The organism is Corynebacterium sp. HMSC06D04, assembly GCF_001807315.1.
In the GTDB taxonomy this organism is placed as follows: domain Bacteria; phylum Actinomycetota; class Actinomycetes; order Mycobacteriales; family Mycobacteriaceae; genus Corynebacterium; species Corynebacterium simulans.
The window spans coordinates 76,592-99,006 of sequence record NZ_KV788547.1 but is presented as its reverse complement, the minus strand read 5'-3'; the positions used below and the strand labels follow the sequence as shown (position 1 = coordinate 99,006).

At 58.8% G+C, this 22,415-nt stretch carries 21 protein-coding genes; 3 read left to right on the top strand and 18 right to left on the bottom strand.

What is annotated here, in order from left to right; all coding sequences use genetic code 11:
* Positions 1-178 precede the first annotated feature (178 nt).
* Complete coding sequence (locus HMPREF3155_RS06280) at positions 179-1,360, top strand: HNH endonuclease signature motif containing protein (RefSeq protein WP_070432860.1); 1,182 nt, start codon at positions 179-181, stop codon at positions 1,358-1,360.
* Here HMPREF3155_RS06280 and HMPREF3155_RS06275 read toward each other — a convergent pair.
* From HMPREF3155_RS06275 to HMPREF3155_RS06240, 8 genes are read right to left on the bottom strand one after another with little or no spacing between them, the layout of a single operon-like run.
* The gene (locus HMPREF3155_RS06275) at positions 1,332-3,632 is read right to left on the bottom strand and encodes a bifunctional lysylphosphatidylglycerol flippase/synthetase MprF (RefSeq protein ID WP_246817704.1); all 2,301 of its coding nucleotides are present in this window, start codon (positions 3,630-3,632) and stop codon (positions 1,332-1,334) included. The two genes, HMPREF3155_RS06280 and HMPREF3155_RS06275, sit on opposite strands and share 29 nt — an antisense overlap.
* On the bottom strand, positions 3,625-4,827 hold the full coding sequence (locus tag HMPREF3155_RS06270; RefSeq protein ID WP_070432858.1) for an alpha/beta hydrolase: 1,203 nt from the start codon (positions 4,825-4,827) through the stop codon (positions 3,625-3,627). The genes HMPREF3155_RS06275 and HMPREF3155_RS06270 overlap by 8 nt, the downstream gene beginning before the upstream one ends.
* Positions 4,828-4,886: 59 nt before the next feature.
* The gene (locus HMPREF3155_RS06265; protein ID WP_061922034.1) at positions 4,887-5,996 is read right to left on the bottom strand and encodes a cysteine desulfurase family protein; all 1,110 of its coding nucleotides are present in this window, start codon (positions 5,994-5,996) and stop codon (positions 4,887-4,889) included.
* The gene (locus tag HMPREF3155_RS06260) at positions 5,996-6,937 is read right to left on the bottom strand and encodes an electron transfer flavoprotein subunit alpha/FixB family protein (RefSeq protein WP_061922031.1); all 942 of its coding nucleotides are present in this window, start codon (positions 6,935-6,937) and stop codon (positions 5,996-5,998) included. Before HMPREF3155_RS06260 ends, HMPREF3155_RS06265 begins: the two co-directional genes overlap by 1 nt.
* Before the next feature lie 8 nt (positions 6,938-6,945).
* Complete coding sequence (locus HMPREF3155_RS06255; protein ID WP_061922028.1) at positions 6,946-7,722, bottom strand: electron transfer flavoprotein subunit beta/FixA family protein; 777 nt, start codon at positions 7,720-7,722, stop codon at positions 6,946-6,948.
* Positions 7,723-7,746: 24 nt separating this feature from the next.
* A complete protein-coding gene (locus HMPREF3155_RS06250; RefSeq protein WP_061922025.1) occupies positions 7,747-8,886 on the bottom strand; it encodes a THUMP-like domain-containing protein in 1,140 nt (379 codons plus the stop codon).
* Entirely contained in the window at positions 8,883-9,710 is an 828-nt protein-coding gene (locus tag HMPREF3155_RS06245; protein ID WP_061922022.1) for an NUDIX hydrolase, read from the bottom strand. Before HMPREF3155_RS06245 ends, HMPREF3155_RS06250 begins: the two co-directional genes overlap by 4 nt.
* A gap of 12 nt (positions 9,711-9,722) precedes the next feature.
* Positions 9,723-10,523 carry an ABC transporter ATP-binding protein gene (locus HMPREF3155_RS06240; RefSeq protein WP_061922018.1) on the bottom strand — a complete coding sequence of 267 codons (801 nt, stop codon included), beginning with the start codon at positions 10,521-10,523 and terminating at the stop codon, positions 9,723-9,725.
* A 91-nt stretch (positions 10,524-10,614) separates the two neighbouring features.
* Between HMPREF3155_RS06240 and HMPREF3155_RS06235 the strand changes: the two genes are divergently transcribed.
* Positions 10,615-12,582, top strand: a complete 1,968-nt coding sequence (locus tag HMPREF3155_RS06235) for a maltotransferase domain-containing protein (RefSeq protein WP_061922015.1) — start codon at positions 10,615-10,617, stop codon at positions 12,580-12,582.
* Positions 12,583-12,616: 34 nt separating this feature from the next.
* Positions 12,617-14,737, top strand: a complete 2,121-nt coding sequence (glgB, locus tag HMPREF3155_RS06230; RefSeq protein WP_070432857.1) for a 1,4-alpha-glucan branching protein GlgB — start codon at positions 12,617-12,619, stop codon at positions 14,735-14,737.
* On the opposite strand, the gene HMPREF3155_RS06225 is transcribed toward glgB, so the two are convergent.
* The 10 genes from HMPREF3155_RS06225 to HMPREF3155_RS06185 all read right to left on the bottom strand — a co-directional run bounded on the left by HMPREF3155_RS06225 (position 14,734) and on the right by HMPREF3155_RS06185 (position 22,405).
* A complete protein-coding gene (locus tag HMPREF3155_RS06225; RefSeq protein ID WP_070432856.1) occupies positions 14,734-16,344 on the bottom strand; it encodes a hypothetical protein in 1,611 nt (536 codons plus the stop codon). The genes glgB and HMPREF3155_RS06225 overlap by 4 nt on opposite strands.
* 6 nt (positions 16,345-16,350) lie before the next feature.
* Positions 16,351-17,148 (bottom strand): ABC transporter ATP-binding protein, encoded by a 798-nt coding sequence (locus HMPREF3155_RS06220; protein ID WP_070432855.1) that lies wholly within the window; start codon positions 17,146-17,148, stop codon positions 16,351-16,353.
* A 53-nt stretch (positions 17,149-17,201) separates the two neighbouring features.
* On the bottom strand, positions 17,202-17,597 hold the full coding sequence (locus tag HMPREF3155_RS06215) for an arsenate reductase/protein-tyrosine-phosphatase family protein (protein ID WP_070432854.1): 396 nt from the start codon (positions 17,595-17,597) through the stop codon (positions 17,202-17,204).
* Positions 17,598-17,618: 21 nt separating this feature from the next.
* Entirely contained in the window at positions 17,619-19,055 is a 1,437-nt protein-coding gene (locus HMPREF3155_RS06210) for a cation:dicarboxylate symporter family transporter (protein WP_070432853.1), read from the bottom strand.
* 123 nt (positions 19,056-19,178) lie between these two features.
* Positions 19,179-20,063, bottom strand: a complete 885-nt coding sequence (locus tag HMPREF3155_RS06205) for a tetratricopeptide repeat protein (protein ID WP_061921997.1) — start codon at positions 20,061-20,063, stop codon at positions 19,179-19,181.
* Positions 20,060-20,368 (bottom strand): MTH1187 family thiamine-binding protein, encoded by a 309-nt coding sequence (locus HMPREF3155_RS06200; RefSeq protein ID WP_061921994.1) that lies wholly within the window; start codon positions 20,366-20,368, stop codon positions 20,060-20,062. Before HMPREF3155_RS06200 ends, HMPREF3155_RS06205 begins: the two co-directional genes overlap by 4 nt.
* Before the next feature lie 10 nt (positions 20,369-20,378).
* Positions 20,379-20,663, bottom strand: a complete 285-nt coding sequence (locus HMPREF3155_RS12655) for a hypothetical protein (RefSeq protein WP_083281266.1) — start codon at positions 20,661-20,663, stop codon at positions 20,379-20,381.
* On the bottom strand, positions 20,663-21,355 hold the full coding sequence (nucS, locus tag HMPREF3155_RS06195; RefSeq protein WP_070432852.1) for an endonuclease NucS: 693 nt from the start codon (positions 21,353-21,355) through the stop codon (positions 20,663-20,665). The genes HMPREF3155_RS12655 and nucS overlap by 1 nt, the downstream gene beginning before the upstream one ends.
* 24 nt (positions 21,356-21,379) lie before the next feature.
* Complete coding sequence (locus HMPREF3155_RS06190) at positions 21,380-21,856, bottom strand: DUF2550 domain-containing protein (RefSeq protein ID WP_070432851.1); 477 nt, start codon at positions 21,854-21,856, stop codon at positions 21,380-21,382.
* A gap of 180 nt (positions 21,857-22,036) precedes the next feature.
* Entirely contained in the window at positions 22,037-22,405 is a 369-nt protein-coding gene (locus tag HMPREF3155_RS06185; RefSeq protein ID WP_061921985.1) for a F0F1 ATP synthase subunit epsilon, read from the bottom strand.
* Positions 22,406-22,415: the final 10 nt, after the last annotated feature.

The window sequence follows — 22,415 nt, the reverse complement described above, 5'->3', positions numbered from 1 at the left end:
ACGAAACAACACAATCCCCTTTAGTAACACGCGTATCTTTGCTTTTATTTTTGCCCAGTTTTCTCTTCCCTTATCATTCGTACATATTTTCGATTTTCTGTTGATTGGGTTCGGTGGGCTGGATATAATGAGGGCATGAAGATTTCAAGGCAGTTTATTCCAACGGGGGTATGGAAAATTGGAAGCATATTACCTTGTAAATGACCCTTCCAGCACATTAGCAACCTCAGCCCGCAACATCCGTAAGCTCGAGTTCAAACAATGGGAAAATAGCCTCCCTGATCTCGATTCAGACATCGAACTAGTTATCCATAGTTTGGCCACACATACCGGCCTTGGGAAAACCAAAACTAAAAACATCGCCTTCGCGCTCTATCGCCTACGCGAACTTCCACGCCTGCGTACGATGCAGCTCGATTCCTACTTCCTCGATATGACACGCCTGTGCACTATCGACTCCGCCCTTAACAAGCTAGGCGCACCCACTCCCGAGATTCTCCAACGCGTCGACGAAGCCCTTTGTGAGTTCTTCACACCCACCAGCCCAGCAGAAGTCTTGCCTTCTAGCCGTGCCATCCGCACCTTTATCCATGACCTCATCAAACTCCTCGCCCCAGAAATAGATCCTGAAAAAGGCGAGGAAGAAGCCAACAACTCCTACTCCACTTACCCTGTGCCCGGTGGAAAAGAAGCCATTAGCGCCGAATACGAACCAGCAACTGCCTATGAGCTCGACCAACGCATAAAGGACACCGCCGAGAAACTGGAGATAACTCCGGCAGAAGCGCTCGAAAAACTCATCCGTGGAGAGGCTAACTCCGAGACCATCGTCATCCTGAATATGTACCGCGCCTCGGATATTCCCAATGCACCCGCTTTCATCCAGGGTGCCGGCTGGGTCTCTCCCGAGATCGCAGATTCCTTCGAGCCAAAGGTCGTACGTGACATGGCCAAGGCCGCTACCGCGGAGAGCCCTAGCTACACCACACCTTCTACCATCGGCGCTTTCATCGAAGGCCGCGATGGCACTTGCCGCATGCCACACTGCGACAGACCCGCGCAGGACTGCCAGAAGGATCACCGCATCAACTTTGCCGAAGGCGGACCAACCGCAGGCTCGAATCTCGCGAGCCTCTGCCAGCACCATCACAACATCAAGACCGATGGCCGAGCCAACTACATCATGGACCCACTCACCGGGGACATCGTCTGGCTCTTCGACGATGGGCACTGGGAGTATGACGAACCGACCGGCCCGCTAGCGCCCAAGAAGCGCAACTGGGTACAAACGTTTGCCCAAGCCATTGAATCCCGGCGAAGGGAGGCGCACGCTAAGTGTTTGAATGACGAAGTGCCTTAAGCGCCTCGGTGGCCTTCAGATTCGGAAGGTAAGCATGGACCACCGCGAGGCCAATCGCTGGGAGGGATAACTCATCCTCATAACACAGGAACCACTTGTGCTCCTCCGGCTGGAACTTGCGCTTGCTTGCGGCTAAAGACCGAAAGCCGTAAAGCGGTTCCATCTGCTCGCCGAGTTTCATCAGCAGTGAATCTAAGGTCGAAGGATTTTCGGTCGTCCCTGCCAACGGAGCGCCCGAAAGCGAAATCCATTCACAGCCCTCACCCGCCGCGATAACCAGTGCCTCAGAAATCAACAGCTCCATGACCCCTTTGAAACCTCGCTCATTACGGCGCATCACATCGAGGGTGTAGCCCACCAACTGCCCATCACGCCGCACCGGCAGCCAGCTGGTCATGCCGTGCACCAGACCATCATCGTCTAGAGCCAAAAGGAGACGAGTACCTGAAACCTGCATCTCGTCGATACCTCCCAGAGTAAAGCCCATCTCCGGAAGGGCCTTCTCGCCGACCCATTCTTCGCTTAGCGTGACCAAAGCGGCGGCAACAGCAACATCGAGTTGATCCCACGTGGTCCACACGGTTCTCACGCCTTCTTTTGCTGCCTTATTTCGCGCGGTGCGGATATTCTGGAACTTCTTGCCCTTGAACTCCGTGTTTTCACAGCTCAACACCGCCTCGTCCGCGACCTGAAGCCGCTTCAATCCAGGATGAGAAACCGCGAAATCGCTTGCCACCGAATACCACGCAGGAGTTAGTCCCTGAGATTTGACGAACTCCTCGAACTCGCGAGAGATGTCATCGCCAACCGGTCCACCCAATGTCAAAGCAACGCCATTGGAAGCGCGATATGCCACGAAGGAATCGCCAGCGAAGAAATATCTGTTTCCCTCCCACAAGGTCATGAAGGATAGGTGATCGCCAGTTCGGCGCTGCAGGATTTCCCGTGCCCGCGAGCGGTCCGATTCCCGTTGCGGGTCCGAGGGCGCGGAGAAGCACCGCCACAGCGCCCAAATGACGCACAGCCACCACACGTTGCCGACCCACGAATAGACAAACCAGCCAAATCCACTTGCCGGCACCAATTCATGGGGAGAGACGAGCGTTATTACTACAGGCAAGAAGCGCAACGGCCACTCCGCCAACGCTGCGCTTAGCGACGCCCCGCCCACAAAGGCAGACTTCAACAACAAGGTAGAAAGCAACCAGGTGGCAGAACAAATAAGGAATACCCCGCCCAGCCAAGCCGCGTGCTTTTTAATAATCTGCGGCGCTTCACGAACTTGGAAGAGCCGGCGGGAGTACATGAGCACAGCGAGGCAGAACAACCAGGGCAACAGGGCTTCAAACAGGTTAAGCCCGTAGATGAAGAAACCGTCTTGGTCTAGGTCCCACAGCTGAACGAGCAGGAAGGCCAAGGAAGCAACTTGGATGAGGCACGAAAGTACCCACGCAGCATGGCGGCCACGCACGAGCCCGAAACACAATACAAGTTGGATAAGCAGCGGCATGAGGTTGGCAAGCAAGGGACCGACACCATGCATGCGTGCGACGTCAGCCGCGGATATACAGTCCCTGGACGTTTCGTCGAGAGTGCAGAGAACCGCAACCGCGACGTCGGAAAGCGCAGGCCCCCACATCAGCTCGGTGAGAAGGGAAAATGGGCCTTCGGCGATTGGATTGATAGCAACCAGCACCGGGCTAATGGCAACCGCGATGAGGATGAAAGCTACGAGCACGCGCCGCTCGCGCAACGAGGGCTTTGCGGTCTCCCGCGGATGACGCCACAGGCCTAAAAAGAGGCCGAATACCGCGGCAGTAAGTCCCAAGATGTCGGCCATCGAGCCGGCATAAAAGACGTTCGTGAACGCAAGAACGAGGATGATAACCCGAAAACGGCGCTTCCACAGGCGCGGCATCTTCGCGGAGGCATACATCGCAGAGCCGAAAATCCAGCCGATTGGTGTAAAGAGGTAGCTGTTGAGGAGATCGTCGCCCCATCGGTTCAGGCCCGATACTTCGACGCCTCGCGCGATGAAAAAGGCAATCGGTAACGAAAGAAGCTGAAGGAAAAGGCCAACGACGAGGTATTTCCTGCTGCCCAAGACCCGCTCGGCAGGGCCACCGAAAAGAATGGCGAAGAAGGTTACAACGACGGATCCGCCAATTGTGACGGTGGTCAAACCGGTTGCCTCAACCCAATCATTGTCCACGAAGTGGAGAACCCACATGAGCACAATCAAGAGCAAAGTTACGGGAAATCGCTTAAGCATGAACATCGTTGTCCTCAATTCCACGGAATGGGTCATGGACGGCTGTAAGTCCCCCGCGGCGCGCAGCAAAAGCGAAGGATTGACGCAGTGCTGGGCGCCACACCCCGAAGGAGTGGCCACCGCTTAGAGCACCGACATAAGTCTTTCCGCCTGCCCCGCGAACGAGCTCAGCAAGTTGGTTTTGAGCAGCAATCGCGGGCTTGTCCTTGTCGCCTGCAAAGAAGACGACACTGAGCCCGGGATAGCGATTTTTCTTCAGCAAGAAGGCCGGATTTTGCGCCTGGAAGGCTTGCTCATTTCCGCCAAAGAATTTCTGGACGGTATCGGCATGCTTGCCGATGGTCGGCTCCGCCTCACCGGAGAAGTCCAAATAAGTTCCGAAGGCCTCGGGATGGTTGGTGGCGACCTGCAAAGTACAGGTACCGCCGTAGGAAAGGCCGCCGAGCGTCCAATGCGACTGGTCTTCGTCAACGCGCAATTGCTTTTTGATCTGGGCTGGAACGTCTTTGGTCAGATAGGTCATTACCTTGGTGGATTGAGAGTCCGCGCAAACAGGGTTGGCGGTTTCAGAACCGGTGGCATCAACTGCTACGACGATGGGCGATACTCCCCCGTTTGCCTTCTGAAATTCATCGGCGGTCTGTGCGGCTTCGCCAGATCCAAACCACTGGGTTGGGCCACCGGGATTGCCATGGAGCAATACGAGCACCGGCAGGCGCTTTCCGCTCCAATAGGCCGGCGGCAAATAGGCAATAGCTTCGCGGGCTTTGAATCCCTGGCTTGGTAAGTCGAGATGAACCAGACCGGCAGAATTGCCCGCGTGCGAGGCTAGTTCGGAGGCGGGAATAGTTTGGGCCACCGGTCGCGGATCGAGGGAACCGACCGTGGGATAGGTCTGGTACTCGAGGTTGACTAGCCCGACGACCGCAACGAGTGATGCGATGCCCGCGAGCGTCGCGGAAAGTTTCGGCTTACGCAGCAGTGCGGCGAGGCAGATACCAGAGGCGACGAAGACATGAGCAGGGATATCCCAATGCTGGAGGAAATACCAGGCACCAACCGATATAAACAAAGCCAAAACAACAGGCACAATCTTGCGCGCCCATGCAACAACTATCGCGGAAAGAACCACGATGACCGCATATATCGCCCCATTTACGGGTTCGGCCAGCGGCAGGCCAAGGAGGAAATTCACTCCTAAATCATAGGCCTGCGCTGGCCAAATAGGCTGTTAAGTACCTGGGAGGTCGGTACTTATACGCTGCGGGCGCGCTTGACGACGTCGGGAAGCTGCGCCAGGACGTACTCGACGTCGGCAGGCGTTGTGTTCCTACCAAGGGTAAAACGCAGCGAACCGATTCCATCAGAGTCGGACACATTCATCGCCTCAAGGACGTGCGACATGCGGTTGACGCCCGAGTGGCAGGCGCTGCCGGTCGAGGCCTCGATGCCCAAGGAATCGAGCAACATGATGAGGCTGTCGCCATCGGTGCCGGGGAAGGACACATGCAGGTGCGAAGCCAACATAGGTTCCTCGCAATTGAGGATGACGTTGTCGATGCTGGAGAGAATGCCGGCACGCAGTTGGTCACGCAGCGCACCGACGCGCTTGGTCTCGGAATCGATCTCGGAAACAGACTCCTCGAGCGCTGCCGCAAGAGCAGAGGCACTGGCGACGTCCACGGTGCCCGGGCGGATGCCGCGCTCCTGGCCGCCTCCGAAAGCGATGGGCTGCGGGGCTGGGCTGCGTTTTGCAAGCAGCAAGCCGATGCCACGTGGGCCGCCGAACTTGTGGGCGCTCGCCGCGAGCGTGGTAGCACCGAGCTCGTGGAAGTCGATGGGCAGCTTGCCTGTGACCTGCACTGCGTCGATGTGAACGGGGGTGCCAACTAAAGTTGCGCGGCGCACGATCTCGGCAACTGGCTGGATGGCACCGGTCTCGTTGTTTGCCCACATGCAGGTGGCAACGTCGGCAGGCGTATCTAGCGCGGAGAAGTCGCTGACGTGGGAATAACGATCGACGGGCAGAAGATCGACCTGTGCATCCGGCAGCTGGGCAACGCTATCGCGCACGGCTGGGTGCTCGATAGGAGTCGAAACCACGCGGTTGGTGGTGCCCAGACGGTACAAGCCTTGGATGGCGATGTTGTCGGCTTCGGTGCCGGAAGAGGTGAAGATAACCTCGATCGGCTCGCAGCCAAGAATTTCCGCGACTTTCTCGCGGGCGTCGTCAAGCACGGAACGGGCTTTTCGGCCAGAGGCATACTGCGCGCCGGAGTTTACCGCGCCAGAGGCGGCCACCCACGCATCGATGGCCACCTGGCGCATCGGCTGAGTAGCCGCATAGTCAAAGTAGTGCGACATTACTTACGGGACTCCAGCTCAGCGACCAAAGCCGGGGAAATCTCATGGACGTCACCGACGACGCCGAGGTCAGCGATCTGGAAGAAAGGCTCGTCCTGATCCTGGTTAACCACAACGATGGTGCCGGAGGTCTGCATGCCGGAGGTGTGCTGGATAGCACCGGAGATGCCAAGCGCGATGTACAAATCCGGGGAAACCGTGACGCCGGTCTGGCCCACCTGGTGTGCTGGGTCGTAGAAGCCCTGATCGACTGCATCGCGGGTGGCACCGACGGCACCGCCGAGGGCGTCGGCAAGCGGCTCCACGATGGTGGAGAAGTTGTCGTCGACGCCGCGGCCACCAGAGACAACTACCTTCGCGGCAGTCAGCTCCGGACGAGCAGACTTCTCATGTGGGGTAAAGGAGGTGACGGTGACGTCCTTGGCAGTTGCGGCCGGCAGGGGCATCGGCGCCGGAGCGACGGCTACCGGCTGCGGATCCGCGGCGATTGCGCCTGGGCGCAGGGTGTAGATCGGGCTCGCGCCAGACGCTGTAGCAGTGGTCTCGTAGGAACCGCCGAAGATGGTCAGGTGTGCGGAGCCATCGGCGTTAATCTCGTCGACGTTGACGAGGGCGCCGGAAGCCAGACGCGCGGAAAGGCGGCCGGCAATCTCGTTGTTGGTCGGGGTCGCAGCTAGCACGATTGGGGCTGGGTTCGCGGCGGCGAGGGCGTGCAGGGCATCGACCTCGGGCAGGATGATGCGGCGCTCGTAGTCCTCAGCGCTTGCCTGCACGATCTGTGCGGCGCCCAGGGCTGCCAGCTCGGAATCGAAGGCATCTGCTTGCTTGCCGACGACGACTGCGGAAACGGTACCCAGCGCACGCGCTGCGGTAATCAGCTCACCGGTAACAGGGCTAAGGGCGTTATCTTCGTGCTCTACAAGTACGTATACGTGAGACATTTCGGCTCCTAGATAAGGTTCTTCGCGGCGAGGAAGTCGGCAATCTGCTTTGCGGCTTCCTGCGGATTCGGCTCGGTGATGACCTCACCCGCGGTGCGGGCAGGACGCTGGGCGGCGGCTGTCACCGTGGTGGTTGGTGCCACGGCATCGATGCCAAGGGAGGCCACGTCGAGGGTGGTGATCTCGGCCTTCTTGGCCGCCATGAGTCCCTTGAAGTTCGGGAAGCGCGGCTTATCGGCCTTATCGGTGAAGGTGACGATGGCTGGCAGGGCTGCCTCCAGCTCCCAGTGGCCGTGAGCGTCCTCGCGCACACCGCGCAGGACGCCGCCCTCGAGGCTCAGGGACTTCAGCTCGGTCATCGCCGGGAGCTGGCGGTACTCAGCGAGCAGGCCAGCCAGCAGGCCGGTGGAAGCATCCGAGGAGTAGTTGCCCAGGGTGATGATCTGGACGTCCTCGATGGTGTTGATGGCCGCGTTGAGCGTCCAGGCGGTAGAGAGTGCATCGGCGCCGGAAAGGGCGTCGTCAAGCACGTGTACTGCGTCGTCTGCGCCCATCGCGAGGGCCTTGCGCAAAGCTTCGTCAGCGCCGGCAGGGCCCATGGTCACTGCGACGACGCGGAAGTCTGGGTTTGCTTCCTTGATGCGCAGTGCCTGCTCGACGGAATACTCGTTGACCTCGTCGATGACGTTGTCGACGCTCGTGCGGTCGAGGGTGTGGTCTTCCTCGAGGGACTTGGTGGACCAGGTATCCGGTACGTGTTTGACCAGAGCCACGATTGCGGGCATTGGACACTTCCCTTTCCGATAGATTTATGTTGCGTAATTATCCTCGGACGATACTACTCGTGGTCCGCACAGCAACGCGATTCCCTTAGTTCCGATGCGTGTCATGATGACGGCCATGGAACGGCTTCCCTTGAGCTTAAGCTTCTTCCGCAGCTGATCGGGGTCGACGTCTAGACCGCGGACCAGTATCTCGAGGGAGCCAGCATCGTGTGACTGCAGTGCGGCTTTGAGTTTCTTGACTGGCACCGCCTCGATGAATTCAAATCCGGACGTGCCTGCCGGGATGCGTTGCCCTGTCAGGTAAGCGATGCGCGGGTCCAGCTGATGGAGGCCTTCGCGCTTGGCGTAGTGGCGCACAAGCCCCGCGCGTACAACCGCGCCGTCTGGGTCCATGATGTAGGTGCCAATGTCGCCGGCTTCGGGCAGGTCGGCCTCGTCGAAGTCGGTGCTGGAGAGAACATCAGCCTTTCCACCTTTGATCATGACTGCGCTGCGGCCAACGCCCAGACCAGGTGTATACAGGCAGGCCTCTTTGACGTTGCCGTCGACGCTGGCGACGGATACCAAACCTTGCCAATCTGAAAAGTCGAGGCCGGGGGCACACTTGACGGCGAGTTCGCACTCGTGTGCCGCCAGAAGATCGGGCAACGGCGGCAGGAGCTTTGCGGGATCGGTAATGCGTTTGCCGCCGCTTCGGCGCGCTGGATCGGCGATGATAACGGGTGCCGTTGAGCTCTGCGTCAAAGCGTCTGCGCAGAAGAAGGGATGCGGGGTGTTGTGCTGCGCCATCTTGATGCGCGAACGGTCCAGGTCAGAGCCTACATATTTTCCTGGAGCCCACGCAGCCCCTTCGGTACCGATGGAACAGGTGACATCGTGGACGAGTTCGACCCCCAGGCTTGTCAAGAAAGCGGCACGATGTTTGGCTACCTCGAGCGGGGTGGCCTGCTGCACGGAATCGGAGTCCATAAGCCAGTCGCTGGGCAGCTTTTTACTGTTTCGGGCTTTGATGAGTTCGGCTACGGCACGGGCGTGCTCACCGAATTGTTGCTGGAGCTTGGCGACGTCGCCTAATTGGGAAGCCTTGCTGAATTCAAGGTCAAGGCCCGCTATCTCCGGTTGGTGCTGGACTAAGAAGTCGATCTCGGCGAGGGTATAACTCATATTCTGTCTACGGGTTGAGTGCTGAAGAATTCGCGGTAGCGCGGGTCGTGCTCGGGGTCGCCGATGATGGGGCGAAGGTCGGAGAAAGAGGCGTCGTCAAGCGCTTCTCGCACCGTGGAGTAATTGCTCAGGCGCAGCATTTGCGCCCAAGTGGGAAGAGCCAAGCGGACAAGCCCGGCGCGCCACCCGTCGAGGACGAGGCGGGGCGGGAACCATCCGGCGTCGTCTGCCTCCGTGGTATCGCCGTCGGGCTCTTGGCCTTCCGGTAGAACGGCGATGAAGAAAAAGGTATCGAACCATTGTCCGCAGTCTTCGCCCGCCCACCGAGACCACGGCATGAGCATGTCGGCGTCGGCGCGCATGCCGTTGTTCATGAGGAATTCGGTAAAGGAAATCTCGTGAGTTTCCAGCATGACGCGTTCGCGGTGATAGCGCGAGGCGTCGGAGACGATTCCGTCATCGCGAACGGCGAGCAAGGTACCGGATTCCTCGAAGAGTTCTCGGATGGCGGCGAAGACCAAGGCATGGGTCTTGTATTTGGTAACGCCCATGCGACGGGCCAAGGAAATAACGGAGCGGCCCGCCCAGAGATCGCCGGAACTCCACATTCTTGGCGGGAAATCGCGGGGGTCTACTCCCCCGCCCGGAAACACTGCGTGCCCCGGGTAATTGCGCATCGTGGAGACCCGTTCCTGGAGCCAAACCTCGAGCCCTTCTTGGCCGTCGCGCAGCAGCAGGACGGTAGCGGCCAAGCGTCCACCGTTAAAACCGGTGGTTTCGCTGTGGTCGATCGCGTCAAGGCGCTCGTGAATGGGTCGGGTCATGCAAAGTTCCGTTTAGCGTATGCGGCGAGCGAAGTAACGTTCACCGATTCGATCCACCTGAATTGGTTGGTGGAAAGCCTGCGTAAGGTTTTCTGAGGTAAGGACCGTATTGATTAGTCCCTTCGCCACGACCTTACCCTCATCGAGGATCATCGCATGGGTAAATCCATAAGGGATTTCCTCGACGTGGTGGGTAATCATGACGATTGCTGGTGCATCGGCATCCATTGCCAGCTCGCCCAAGTAGCCCACGAGATCCTCGCGGCCTCCTAGGTCCATGCCGGCGGAAGGCTCGTCGAGGATGAGTAGCTCAGGGTTGGACATAAGGGCACGTGCCAAGATGACGCGCTTCTTTTCTCCCTCCGATAGGGTTCCCCAGGTGCGCTCGGCCAAGTGGCGGGCGCCCACCTGGTCAAGGATTTCGAAGGCGCGGCTAAAGTCCATGTCTTGGTACTCCTCGCGGAAGCGTCCCAGGACTGCGTAGCCGGCGGAGATAACGAGGTCGTCGACTCGTTCGCCGTCGGGAATGCGGTGCTGTACTGCGGCGGAAGAAATGCCGATGGCGGCACGCAAATCGCGCATGTCGGTCTTGCCGATCTGCTCGCCCATCAAAAAGGCAGTTCCTTTAGAAGGAAACTCTTCCGCAGAGGCAATGCGGACCAAGCTGGTCTTGCCGGCGCCGTTTGGGCCGATGATGACCCAACGCTCGTCGAGCTCTACTTGCCAATCGACTGGACCCACCAAGGTTTTTCCGCCACGGCGCAGCTCGACGCCGCGGAAGTCGATGAGCCAATCTTCGTCAGTTACGGGCATTGTTTCGTTATTCACAGCATTCACGTCCTATATTGTTGCGGAAATTCTGGTTGCCCGGTGAAACTGACACAGCTGCACTACTCTAAAGGGCATGACTACACGCCTCGCCATCGATGATGTCCGTCCTAGCTTCTCTCCCACTAAGGCCGTGGTTAATGAGGTGGTTCCGGTAACCGCGTTGGTCTGGCGGGAAGGCCATGATGCGGTGTCGGCAACCCTTTCGGTGTGGAATACCGAATCCCCTTCGGTTTCCTCGGTGACCATGGACCAAGACCCAATTGACCCTGACCGTAGGCATGGTGTGTTTACTCCGCTTACCTGTGGGCGCTGGTTCTTCCGTATCGATGCGTGGTCAGACCCGATGGCAACGTGGCGCAATGCGGTGGAAAAGAAGATGGCTGCGGGGCAGACGGCCGCCGAGCTTTCCAACGATCTCCTCCATGGCGCGGAGCTTTTTGAGCGGGCGGGAATGCCCGATGTTGCTAAGTCGCTAGCGAATGAGTCTTTGGACCTGTCCTCGCGCGTCGAGGCAGCGCTTTCCGACGCCGTGGCAAAGAAACTGCATGCGCACCCCTTGCGGGATTTGCTCGTGGAAGGCGAGGTCCACGAGGTACTGGTCGAGCGCCGAGAAGCGCTTTATAACTCTTGGTATGAGCTCTTCCCGCGTTCTACGGGCGGTTGGGATGAAGAAGGCAACCCAGTCCACGGCACTTTCAAGACCACGGCCAAAGCGTTGGAGCGAGTCGCAGACATGGGCTTCGACACAGTGTATTTCCCGCCGATTCACCCCATCGGAAAGGTTCACCGCAAGGGCAAGAACAACTCGGTGGTGGCTGAACCGGGCGACGTCGGCTCGCCGTGGGCAATTCAAGATCATTCCACCACTCACCCAGACTTGGGCACGATGGACGATTTCAAAAAGCTGGTTTCTCGCGCGCAGGACCTGGGGCTCGAGGTAGCGCTGGATCTGGCGCTCCAGGCCGCACCGGATCATCCGTGGGCCAAGACGAACCCAGAGTTTTTCACGGTCTTGGCTGACGGCACCATCGCTTATGCGGAGAATCCGCCGAAAAAGTACCAGGACATCTATCCCCTGAACTTCGACAACGACCCAGACGCGATCTACAACGAGATCTTCCGCATCGTGATGATCTGGATCGAGGCGGGCGTAACCACCTTCCGCGTGGATAACCCGCACACCAAGCCGGCAAACTTTTGGACCTGGCTCATAGACAAGGTGCACGTGACCCATCCGGAGGTCATCTTCCTTGCGGAGGCCTTTACCCGCGCGCCACGGCTGTTCGGCTTGGCGAAGGCAGGCTTTACCCAGTCCTATACCTATTTCACCTGGCAAACCTCGAAGCGCGAGCTGACCGAGTTTGCCAAGATGCACGTGGAGCAGGCGGATATTTGCCGCCCCAACCTCTTTGTGAATACGCCTGACATCCTGCACGAGTCTTTGCAGACCGGCGGGCGGGCCATGTTCGCTATCCGCGCGGCTTTGGCCGCGACTCTGTCTCCGCTATGGGGCGTGTACTCCGGCTATGAGCTTTATGAGCACGAGGCCGTGGCGCCGGGCAGTGAGGAGTACATGGACTCTGAGAAGTACGAGCTGCGCCCGCGCAACTTCCAGGAGGCGGCTACCCGTGGCGCATCGCTGGAATCCTATATTCGCCTTCTCAATCTCATCCGCCGTGAGAACCCCGCGCTGCAGCAACTGCGCAACCTCAAATTCCACGACGTCGATAACGAAAAAATCATTGCCTACTCCAAGGCAGATCCTGCGACGGGCAACGTGATCCTGGCCGTGATCAACCTGGATCCGCGCAATGCCCAAGAAGCCACCGTTACCGTAGAAATGGAAGCGATCGGCAGAGCCGACGGTGACGTCTACACCGTCCACGATGCCATTACCGGCGCCGCCTATAACTGGTCCAACCGCAACTTCGTGCGACTCGAACCAATGCGCGACGTCGCCCATCTGTTCGTGCTGCCGCAGGCTGACCCGCATTCCTTGGACCGCCTTGCCTGGCGCGACGTCAACGATTATCGACCTTAAGTCCTGTCTCCTTCGATTTAGGTAACGTGAACACATGAACATTCCGGAAGCAGATCTCGCCCGCCTCAACGAGTGTCGCCACCATGCCCCACATGACTTTTATGGCTGGCACGACGGCACGGTTTTAACTCGTCGCCCCGGCGCCGAGAAGGTGGAGCTGGTCACCGAAACTGCCGTGCACGAGATGAATGCTGTAGGCCACGACCTATGGGAGAGCGCACTAGACCAGGAGCAGGATTACCGTTTCCGGGTGACTTACCCAGGCCAGGCTCCGGTCGAGGTGGCCGACGGCTACCGGTTCTTGCCCACTGCCAGCACTTTCGATCTGCACCTGATTTCGGAAGGTCGCCACGAGCGGCTTTGGGAGGTACTTGGCGCGAATCTGCACAGCTACGACACGCATTTGGGCCGGGTTGAAGGTGTTTCGTTTGCGGTGTGGGCGCCGAATGCCAAAGGCGTTGCCGTAGTAGGCGACTTCAACGGCTGGAATCCCGCGCAGTCGCCGATGCGCTGTTTGGGCGCAACCGGGGTCTGGGAGCTCTTCGTCCCCGGCATCGGCCCCGGCGAGCGCTATAAATTCGCGATTCAAACCGCGGACGGCCGGCGCATCGATAAGGCTGATCCGATGGCGAAGCAAACGATTGCTCCGCCGGAGACAGTCTCGGTAGTCATGGCAAACGATTACGAGTGGAATGACTCCGCATGGATGGATGCTCGTAACGGCAACCTCGATATGCCGATGAGCGTCTACGAGCTGCATGTGGGTTCCTGGAAGCAGGGCGCCGACTACAACAGGCTGCGCGCTGAGCTCATCGATTACGTCCTCGAGCATGGCTTCACCCACGTCGAGCTGCTTCCGGTGGCCGAGCACCCCTTCGGCGGTTCTTGGGGCTACCAGGTCTCGGGCTACTACGCGCCGTCGGCACGCTGGGGCTGCCCGGATGAGTTGCGTGCGCTTATCGACGCCCTGCATAACGCCGGCATCGGCGTCCTCATCGACTGGGTCCCGGCGCACTTTCCCAAAGACGAATTTGCACTGGGCCGCTTTGACGGCCAGGCACTCTACGAGCACCCCGATCCCCGCCGCGGCGAGCAGGCCGACTGGGGAACCTACGTCTTTGACTTTGGCCGCAACGAGGTGCGCAACTTCTTGGTAGCAAATGCGCTGTATTGGGCCGAAGAATTCCACGTCGACGGCCTGCGCGTGGATGCGGTGGCCTCGATGCTTTACTTGGACTACTCCCGTGAAGTTTGGCTGCCCAACCAGTACGGCGGACGCGAAAACCTGGAAGCGGTACAGTTCTTGCAGGAGACGAACGCTACCCTGCAGCGCCTGCATCCCGGCGTGCTGACCATCGCCGAGGAATCGACCTCTTGGCCGGGCGTTACTGCTCCCACCTCGGAGGGCGGCCTCGGCTTTTCCCTGAAGTGGAATATGGGCTGGATGAATGACACCCTCGAGTACTTCACACATGAGCCCATCTACCGCCAGCATCATCATGGCGAGCTGACTTTCTCCATGGTCTATGCCTATTCGGAACGCTACGTGCTGCCGTTTAGCCACGACGAGGTGGTTCATGGCAAGGGCTCGCTGTGGACGCGCATGCCTGGCGACGATTGGAACAAGGCCGCAGGCTTGCGTGCGCTGTACGGATATATGTTCTCGCATCCGGGCAAGAACCTGCTGTTTATGGGGCAAGAGTTTGGCCAGGTCGCGGAGTGGAACGAATCCAGCTCTGTGGACTGGGCCAACCTCGAAGGCTGGGGCGGTGAGTGGCATCGCGGCATCAAGCGCTTGGTGCGCGATATCAATGCCGTCTACAAGAACACCCCTGCCCTATGGTCCCAGGACTTCACGCAGGATGGTTTCCAGTGGGTCAAGGCTGATGACTCGAACAATAACGTCTTGGGTTACGTGCGCTACGGCAACGATGGCTCGGCGCTGCTCGCCGTGTGCAATTTCTCGGGCAACTCATTTCCGAATTACCACATCTGGCTGCCCCGCGACGGCGCATGGGAGATGGTGCTCAACACTGACGACGCCGTCTATGAGGGCGCGGGCAATGACTTGGCACATAAGGTGCACTCCACGTCGAATTCCGCGGAGCTACACCTCCCGGCCAATTCTGTGCAGTGGTACCGCTTTGTGGGCTAGCTGACCCAGGTGTCGACCTTGGCGTAGATCTCCGGCATCCGAGCATTGACTCGCTTGCCGGCGATATATGCCACCAGTGCGTGCACGATAGCCGGTACGGCAAGGCTCAAGATGACGCCGACTGCTAGCAACGGAGCCTTGTCTTGGGTAACGGCGATGCCTAGGCAAACAAGACCTGGGGCCACTGCAATCCAGCCGAAGATGAGTCCGAAGAGGCTGGCCACAAAGGCGGGTGCGGAGTAGCCGGACTTATCAGTCCACGCGTTGGTACCCGGCGCAGAGACTGGATAAGGGTTATAAACTGACAAAGCTAGTGAACAGGCGCTGACCGAAAGCAGCATTCCTAGTGCAGCACAACCAAAGGCCAATACCTTCAGGCATTCAGGGCTGATGATGAGCGCCAGGATGACGCAAATGAGGATGACAACTGCAGAAGGCGTCAGGTGAGCGCGATGGCGGGCCAGCAGAAATTTGCTTGGTGCACAAGGTGCCATCATCTTCAGCCAGCCGGAGGGGCCATCGTAGCCATAGTCGTTGACGCCGAGTAGGCCGCCCATGAGACCGAGCATCACGAGCACGCCTAAACCGGCGGCCAAGTTGCCGTTAAAGATGTGGTAGAGACAGAATCCTGCGAGCACCGGCAAGAAAATCAAGGTATTTACTAGGCGCATATCGCGGACGATATAAAGCAACGAGCGCGAGTACTCCATCATGGCGGGACTGCGATAAGCCAGGCCCATCAGGCGGAGGCGGGATACGCCGTGCTGCTTTGTCTTTGTGGCTGGCGCAGGCCGGGCGTGCTGCTGGCTTTGGGCGAATTCTGTTTTGATTAAGTGCCGCCAGACCGCGAAGAGCCCCACTGCGGTGACAATTGCGATTAAAAGCTGTGCGAGTGCTTCCATGTAAGAGCCATTGCCAAGCGCTGTGGCCCAACCGGTCGCTGCGGTAAACGGCGTCCACGCGGCATACTTGCCGATGGTGCCGAGCGGCACTGCATCTTCAATCTGGCCGTTTAAGAGAATGACGCAGAGCATCAATACGGTGCCGAGAATGCCGCCAATGAACTTGCTGCGATCACTTTCCAAGCTGACCACGTTGCTGGCAACGCTCATCAGGCACTCCGACAAACAGATAGTGATAAACCACGAAAGCGCCATGCCGAGCACGAATGCGGGTATTGCAATGACATTGAAGTCACCGATGCTCACGAGCATGATCGCACCGACGATTGCCCAGATGATGCTAAAACCTGCAGAAAGCCAGACGCGGGAGTTAAGGAAAGAAATGCGCAGCATGGCGGGCCGGACCTCTTCTAAAGAAAGCGGCAGGCCCTTCAAGGTATCGGGGTAAAGCTGCTTTTCACCGGCGGGCATGATCATCGCGAGCATGAGGTACATCGCTACGCCGAGGAGGTTGACTGTGGTGAGAGCGTGAGCATTGCGCGTGCCTTCGCTCAGATCTAAGCCGGCCATAAACCCAGTGTTGGCGAGACCAATCAGGCCATAGATGACGAAGAGGAGCACCATCATCCACTGCGCGGTGTTTTCCTTGAAGGTCCTGCTCCATAGTGTGCGGTGTAGCTTGACGAGGGTTTTGCTGGTGTCCATCACGGCCTAGTTTCTACCCAACCACTGGAAGGCGTTGGAATCGAGATCGGCGCCGCCGACGAGTTCAATGAAGACGTCAGTGAGGCTCTTGTCACCGCGGACCTCATCGACGGTGCCGGAGGTAAGCACTTGGCCATCATTAATGATTGCCACGGAGGTACAAAGTCCTTCGACTAGGGACATGACGTGGGAGGAAATCACCACGGTGCCACCCCGGGCAGCGAAGTTCACGAGCACGTTTTGGATGAGGCGGCCGGATACTGGATCGACTGCCTCAAGAGGCTCATCGAGGATGAGCACCTCGGGATTATGGAGCACTGCGCCGGCAAGCAGAATCTTCTTGGTCATGCCGGCGGAATAGTCGGCGATGCGTTTGGAGGCGGCGTCGTCAAGCGCGAGCACGTGCAGGAGCTCGGCGGCACGGCGCTGTGCCTCCCCCTCGTCGAGCTTGCGTAGCGCGCCCAAGTAGTAGAGATACTCGGCGCCGGTGAGGCGGTCGAATACGGGTGCGCCGTCCATGAGCAAGCCCATCGATGCCTTCGCAGGGATTGGATCGTGCCACACGCGGTGACCGGCAACGAATGACTCGCCGCTATCGGGGCGCAGAAGACCGCAGGCCATGGTCAGCATGGTGGTCTTGCCCGCACCGTTGGGGCCGACGATGCCATAAATAGAACCCCGCGGGACGTCGAGATCTAGATTGCGGACGGCGGGAGAACCATTGAAGGATTTGTTAAGGCCACGGATTGCAAAGGCTTGCTGCCTAGGATCGGGCGAAATCGGTGCTCGGTGCGGACTAGTCATGCACCGCACCTTATTAGAAAATGTTACCTATTTCTAGGTTTTTAGTATCCAAATTAATTATGGCGCGCAATCAATTCTTTGACGCGGGCGTCGATGTCATCGCGCAGCTCGACCATCCTTTGCTTCCCCTCGACGCCACGCTGGGAGGGATCTTCAATCTCCCAGCGCTCGGCGGGTCCATCGTACTCGGCGCCGCCGACGATGATGACGTGGTCGACATTGGCGGCAAGCTCCGGGGCGACAGGCTTGGGCGTGCCCTCCGACATGTCGGCGCCTACTTCGGCCAGGCAATGGGACGCCTCGAGATTTACGTCGCCGGGCTGGCCCGGTTCGGCCACCTGGACGCCTGCCGAATAGACCTCCCACGAGGGAGCGTGCAGCTTCGCCAAAGCTGCGGCCATCTGGGACTTGCCGCGGTTGGAATTGCAGAGGAAGAGTACTTTCGTCATAGCCTCGCAGTATAGCGAGAACTACTTGTAGTACATCTCAGAGCCGTCTTTGTAGCGCTCCAAGTCAACCTGCTGCGTTGGCTGCAGGCGGTCGTGGGCTGGGTTCTCCACGTCTGGCATGCGCAGGTTAACGGTGCTATCCTTGCCGGAATCAGCGTATGGTTCCTCACCGTTGAGGACCTTCGTGACGCGGTCCATGTCCACGGTCTTGGTCCAACGGCCAACCAGGATGGTTGCGAGCGCGTTGCCGGCAAAGTTGGTCAGAGCGCGAGCCTCGGACATAAAGCGGTCGATGCCCATGATGACGTCGACGCCGCCGAGGAGCTCAGGGCGGTGAGACTGCAAGCCCGCAGCCAGCGTTGCGATGCCAGCGCCGGAGACACCCGCCGCACCCTTGGAGGCGATGATCATAAAGACCAGCAGGCCCACCTGCTCGCCCAAGTTCATCGGCATATGCATTGCCTCGGAAATGAAGATGGCGGAAAGCGTCAGATAAATAGCGGTGCCGTCCAGGTTGAAGGAATAACCGGTCGGTACAACGATACCCACGGTCGGCTTCTCCACGCCGAGGTGTTCCAGCTTGCGCATGAGGTTCGGCAATGCGGATTCAGAGGAAGAAGTAGCAACGATGAGCAGAAACTCGCGGCCCAGATACTTGCAGAGCTTCCACATGCTGATACCGCCGAATACACGGGCGATGAGGCCGAGTACCACGAATACGAAGAGGAAGCAGGTGATGTAGAAAGCCAGCATCAGGGTGGCCAAGGACTTCACGGCATCCATGCCGGTCTCACCAACGACGCCTGCCATAGCACCGAAAGAGCCGAGCGGCGCCAGCCACAAAATCATGTTAAGGATCTTGAAGACGAGGCGCTGCAGGCTGGCGACGAAGCCAAGAATAGGTTCGCCTGCCTCGCCCATGGACTGCACGGCGAAGCCACACAGCAATGCGATAAACAGAACCTGGAGAACAGATCCAGAGGTAAACGCCGAGAACATGGTCTCTGGGACGATGGAGCTGACAAAGCCCCAAAGACCCTCGCCTTCCGCACCTGCCTTGATGTACTTAGAGCCATCACCGCCGCTAATATGAAGGCCAGCGCCGGGATCGATGAAGTTTCCGACCACGAGGCCGATCGCCAGCGCAAAGGTGGACATCGTGATGAAGTACGCCAGAGCGATGCCCCCGGCCTTTCCGACCGATGCCGCAGCGCGCACCGAGCCGATGCCCAGCACGATGGTGCAGAAGATGATTGGCGCGATGACCATCTTGATGAGGCTGACGAACATCGTGCCCAATGGCTTGAAGTTAACGGCAACGCCCGGGGCGACTAGACCCAAGGCAATACCGGCAATCACCGCAACGATAACGCCGATGTAGAGCCAGTGGGTACGGTCCTTCTTCGGGGCTTTGGGCTCCGGGATTTTTGGACCATTAATTGGTTGCAAAGTCGGCATAGAGCACTCCCTTTTAATTGGCCTTTTAATTGGCTCTGTCAAGGATTTCTGCCCTGATAATAGAACCGGATAAAAGCGATCCAGAAATTCCAGAAAGCCGGGGGTGCTCTAGTTACCCCTTCGCTAATAAAGAGCGCTTGCGAGCTTGGTGCGCGCTTGCAGGACACGGGAATCGGAGGCGTCGAAAAGCGCGAAGAGCTCGAGCAAGCGAACCTTGAGGGCTTGCTTGTCGTCGCCTGCGGTTCTTTGCATCGCCGAGATGAGGCGCTCGAAGGCTTTCTCGGGCGCACCGGCGACGACCTCGGCGTCGGCGGCATCGCACTGCTTGGCGACGTCGGCTGGCGCAGCGTCGGCAGCAGCAATCGGGTCCTCGGTGCGGTTGGCTGGGTCCAGACGACGCAAAACCTGGGTGGTGTTGCGGGCCTGCTTGACCTCGGCGTTGTCTGGATCGTCGGCCAAAATGGCGTCGTAGTGGGCGATGGCTGCGTCGAAATCGCCGTGGTTTAGGGACTCCTCGGCGGCCTGCACGCGTGGGTCCGCGGCAGTTTCTGGTTCTGGGGTCTCGGTGCTGAGACCACTCAATTGCGGCCCAAGCTTCTCGACGAGCGTGGCAGTCCACTGCTCCAGCGCATCCTTGGGCTGGGCTCCCTCGAAGTTGGTAATCGGCTGGCCGGCAGCTAGGGCGACGGTGGTCGGCAGGTTTCGCACGCCAAAGACCTGCGCTACCTGCGGGATAGCATCAGCGTCGATGTAGCCAACGATGAACTTGAGCCCACCGGCCTCTGCGACAGCGCGCAGGTCATTCTTCAGTTGCTCGGAGGCGGGCGAACGCGAAGAACCGATGAGCGCAATAACGGGGACCTCGGCGGAACGGCGAATCAATTCGGATTCGAAGTTAGCCTCGGTTACCTCGAAAAATGCAGATACCCCGGAAGGCGCTTCCTCAGTCTCCTTTTGCTGCTTCAGCGCGCCCAAGTCAAGGGCACCGCCTACATAAGGTCCGGTCACTTGTTTTCCTCCAAACGTCGATTCACAGACTCCACCTTTTGCGTCAACTGGCCAGTCACACCTTCGCGGATATCGGCCTTGACTACAAGCGAGGTACGCGGCGAAACCTTGCGTACCGCATCGGTGGCTTCCTTGATTACGGCAAAGACCTCATCCCATTCGCCTTCTATAAGGGTAAACATGGCATTGGTCTCGTTGGGCAAGCCGGATGCGCGCACCACGCGGACGGCTTCGGCGACGGCTGCAGACATCTCCGCAGTTTCCTCGCCCACCACGGTTGGCGCGACAGAAAAAGCAACAATCATGCCCGCTATCCTACCTACGCTCCCAGCAGTGACGGTGCCAGTGGCGGCGGTCATCTTCCCTGCCGCCTGTATCACGCGGCCAAGCCACGATATGGGCAACGCGAGGCGGAATATTTTGGTTGCAGCCGGGGCAGATATAGAACTTTGTAGCTGCAGCGCTGCCGATGTGGCGCATAACGAAGGGCTCGCCGTGGGTCCACTTTGGGCCCTCGACGGTCTGCGAGCCTAGAAAAGTAGAGCCATCCTTAGGCAGCGGGCGCGGGCTGACGCGGTTTCTCCTGTTGCGGCGTGGCATTAGAAAAGACGTAGCTCGTTCGACTCAATGCCGCGCAGATCTTGGTAGTCAAGGATGACGCAGCGAATACCGCGGTCCTCGGCCAGCGTACGGGCCTGCGGCTTGATTTCCTGGGCTGCAAAGACGCCTTGCACGGGTGCCAGTAGCTCGTCACGGTTGAGAAGCTCCAGATAGCGTGTGAGCTGCTCGACGCCGTCGATACCACCGCGGCGCTTGACCTCAACCGCAACGAACTTATTGTCTTGGTCTTTGGCCATGATATCGACTGGTCCAATTGCAGTTGGATACTCGCGGCGCACGAGTGAATAGTCCTCGCCCAGGGTATCGATGTGCTCGGCGAGCAGCTCCTGCAGGTGCGCCTCGACGCCGTCCTTAACAAGCCCCGGATCCGCGCCCAATTCGACGGAGAAGTCTTGGTGAATCTCCGCGATCGTGATACGCAGCTGCTCGCCCTTGGGGTTTTCAACGAGCCACAGCTGTTCGCCAGTGTCCTCGCCGTCGATGTCAGTGATGGCGGATTCCTCCAGCGTGCACGGCGGAGTCATCCAATTCAGCGGCTTATAAGCGCGGTCGTCGGCGTGGATCGACACGGAACCGTCTGCCTTGACGAGGATGAGGCGATCGGCGACGGGCAAATGGGCATCCAAACGGCCGACATAATCAACTGAGCAACGAGCGATGACTAAACGCATGCTCTCTACCCTATAGGTAGCCGCCTACTCCTTAGTAAAACGGGTAGCGCGCTGGCGCAGACGCCGATAGTCAGGACGTTGCAAGCGCTTGGAAGGCGCCGCCTCAATCCAGGCGGTAAGACCCATGATTCCGTGTAGGTCAGTGGCGATTTCGTATTCCTGATCCGCGAAGGAAAAGCGGATGACCTGGTTGGCGGCGGACATAAAAGCAGCCTCGTCATCGTCTAATTGACGAGTGCCAATTAGCTCGACGCCGAGGCGGTTGAAACGAAGGTCTGCCTGGACCGAAACCGAACGCAGTTTGAAGTACTCCACGTATTCTCCGTTATAGCGCATCACGCCATGACGCCAAGAATGAGAGTTTTTAGCGGGAAGGGTTCTCAGCAATACAGAGGTCCCGCGCGCACGCAACTTGAAAAAGCGGCGAGCAGCAAGGATAAGGCACAAAAGGACAAAAGCCGCCACGATGAGGAACAACCAGCCTAGACCTGAAATGTACATATGCTGCCGCTCCTTTTAATCCTGAACCTGAAAGATATTAGGTAAAATTCTAGTATCTTCCCCGGCCGTTATGCCACTAAACCCCGTAGCAAAAGCCAACGAAAAAGCGCCCCACCTTTCTGGTGAAAGAAAGGTGGGGCGCTTATGAGAGCGGAAGGGCTTTGCTGCCCGTTACTCTACCTAGCCCTTGGCGCGACGAAGTGCTCGCTGAGCGGCTTCACCACGGTTGTGGACAATAAACTCCTCGGACTTCTGGTCTTCGGAAGCCTGTGCCTCATCAACTTCGGTGGACCAAGTGGCCCAGTTGGCGAGGACAGTAATCTTGTCCTTGGACACGGAGAGGAAGCCACCCTGGACCGCGGCGACGAGACGCTCGCCGTCGACTGGGTGGATGGTCACAACACCATTGTCGGCCAGCTGACCGACCAATGGCTCGTGGCCAGGAAGCACGCCGATCTCACCCTCAGTGGTCTCAGCCGTAACCAGCGTGGCCTTACCAGCCCACAGCTTACGCTCGACGGATACCAGTTCAGCGGTGATGTCAGCCATGTGCCACTCC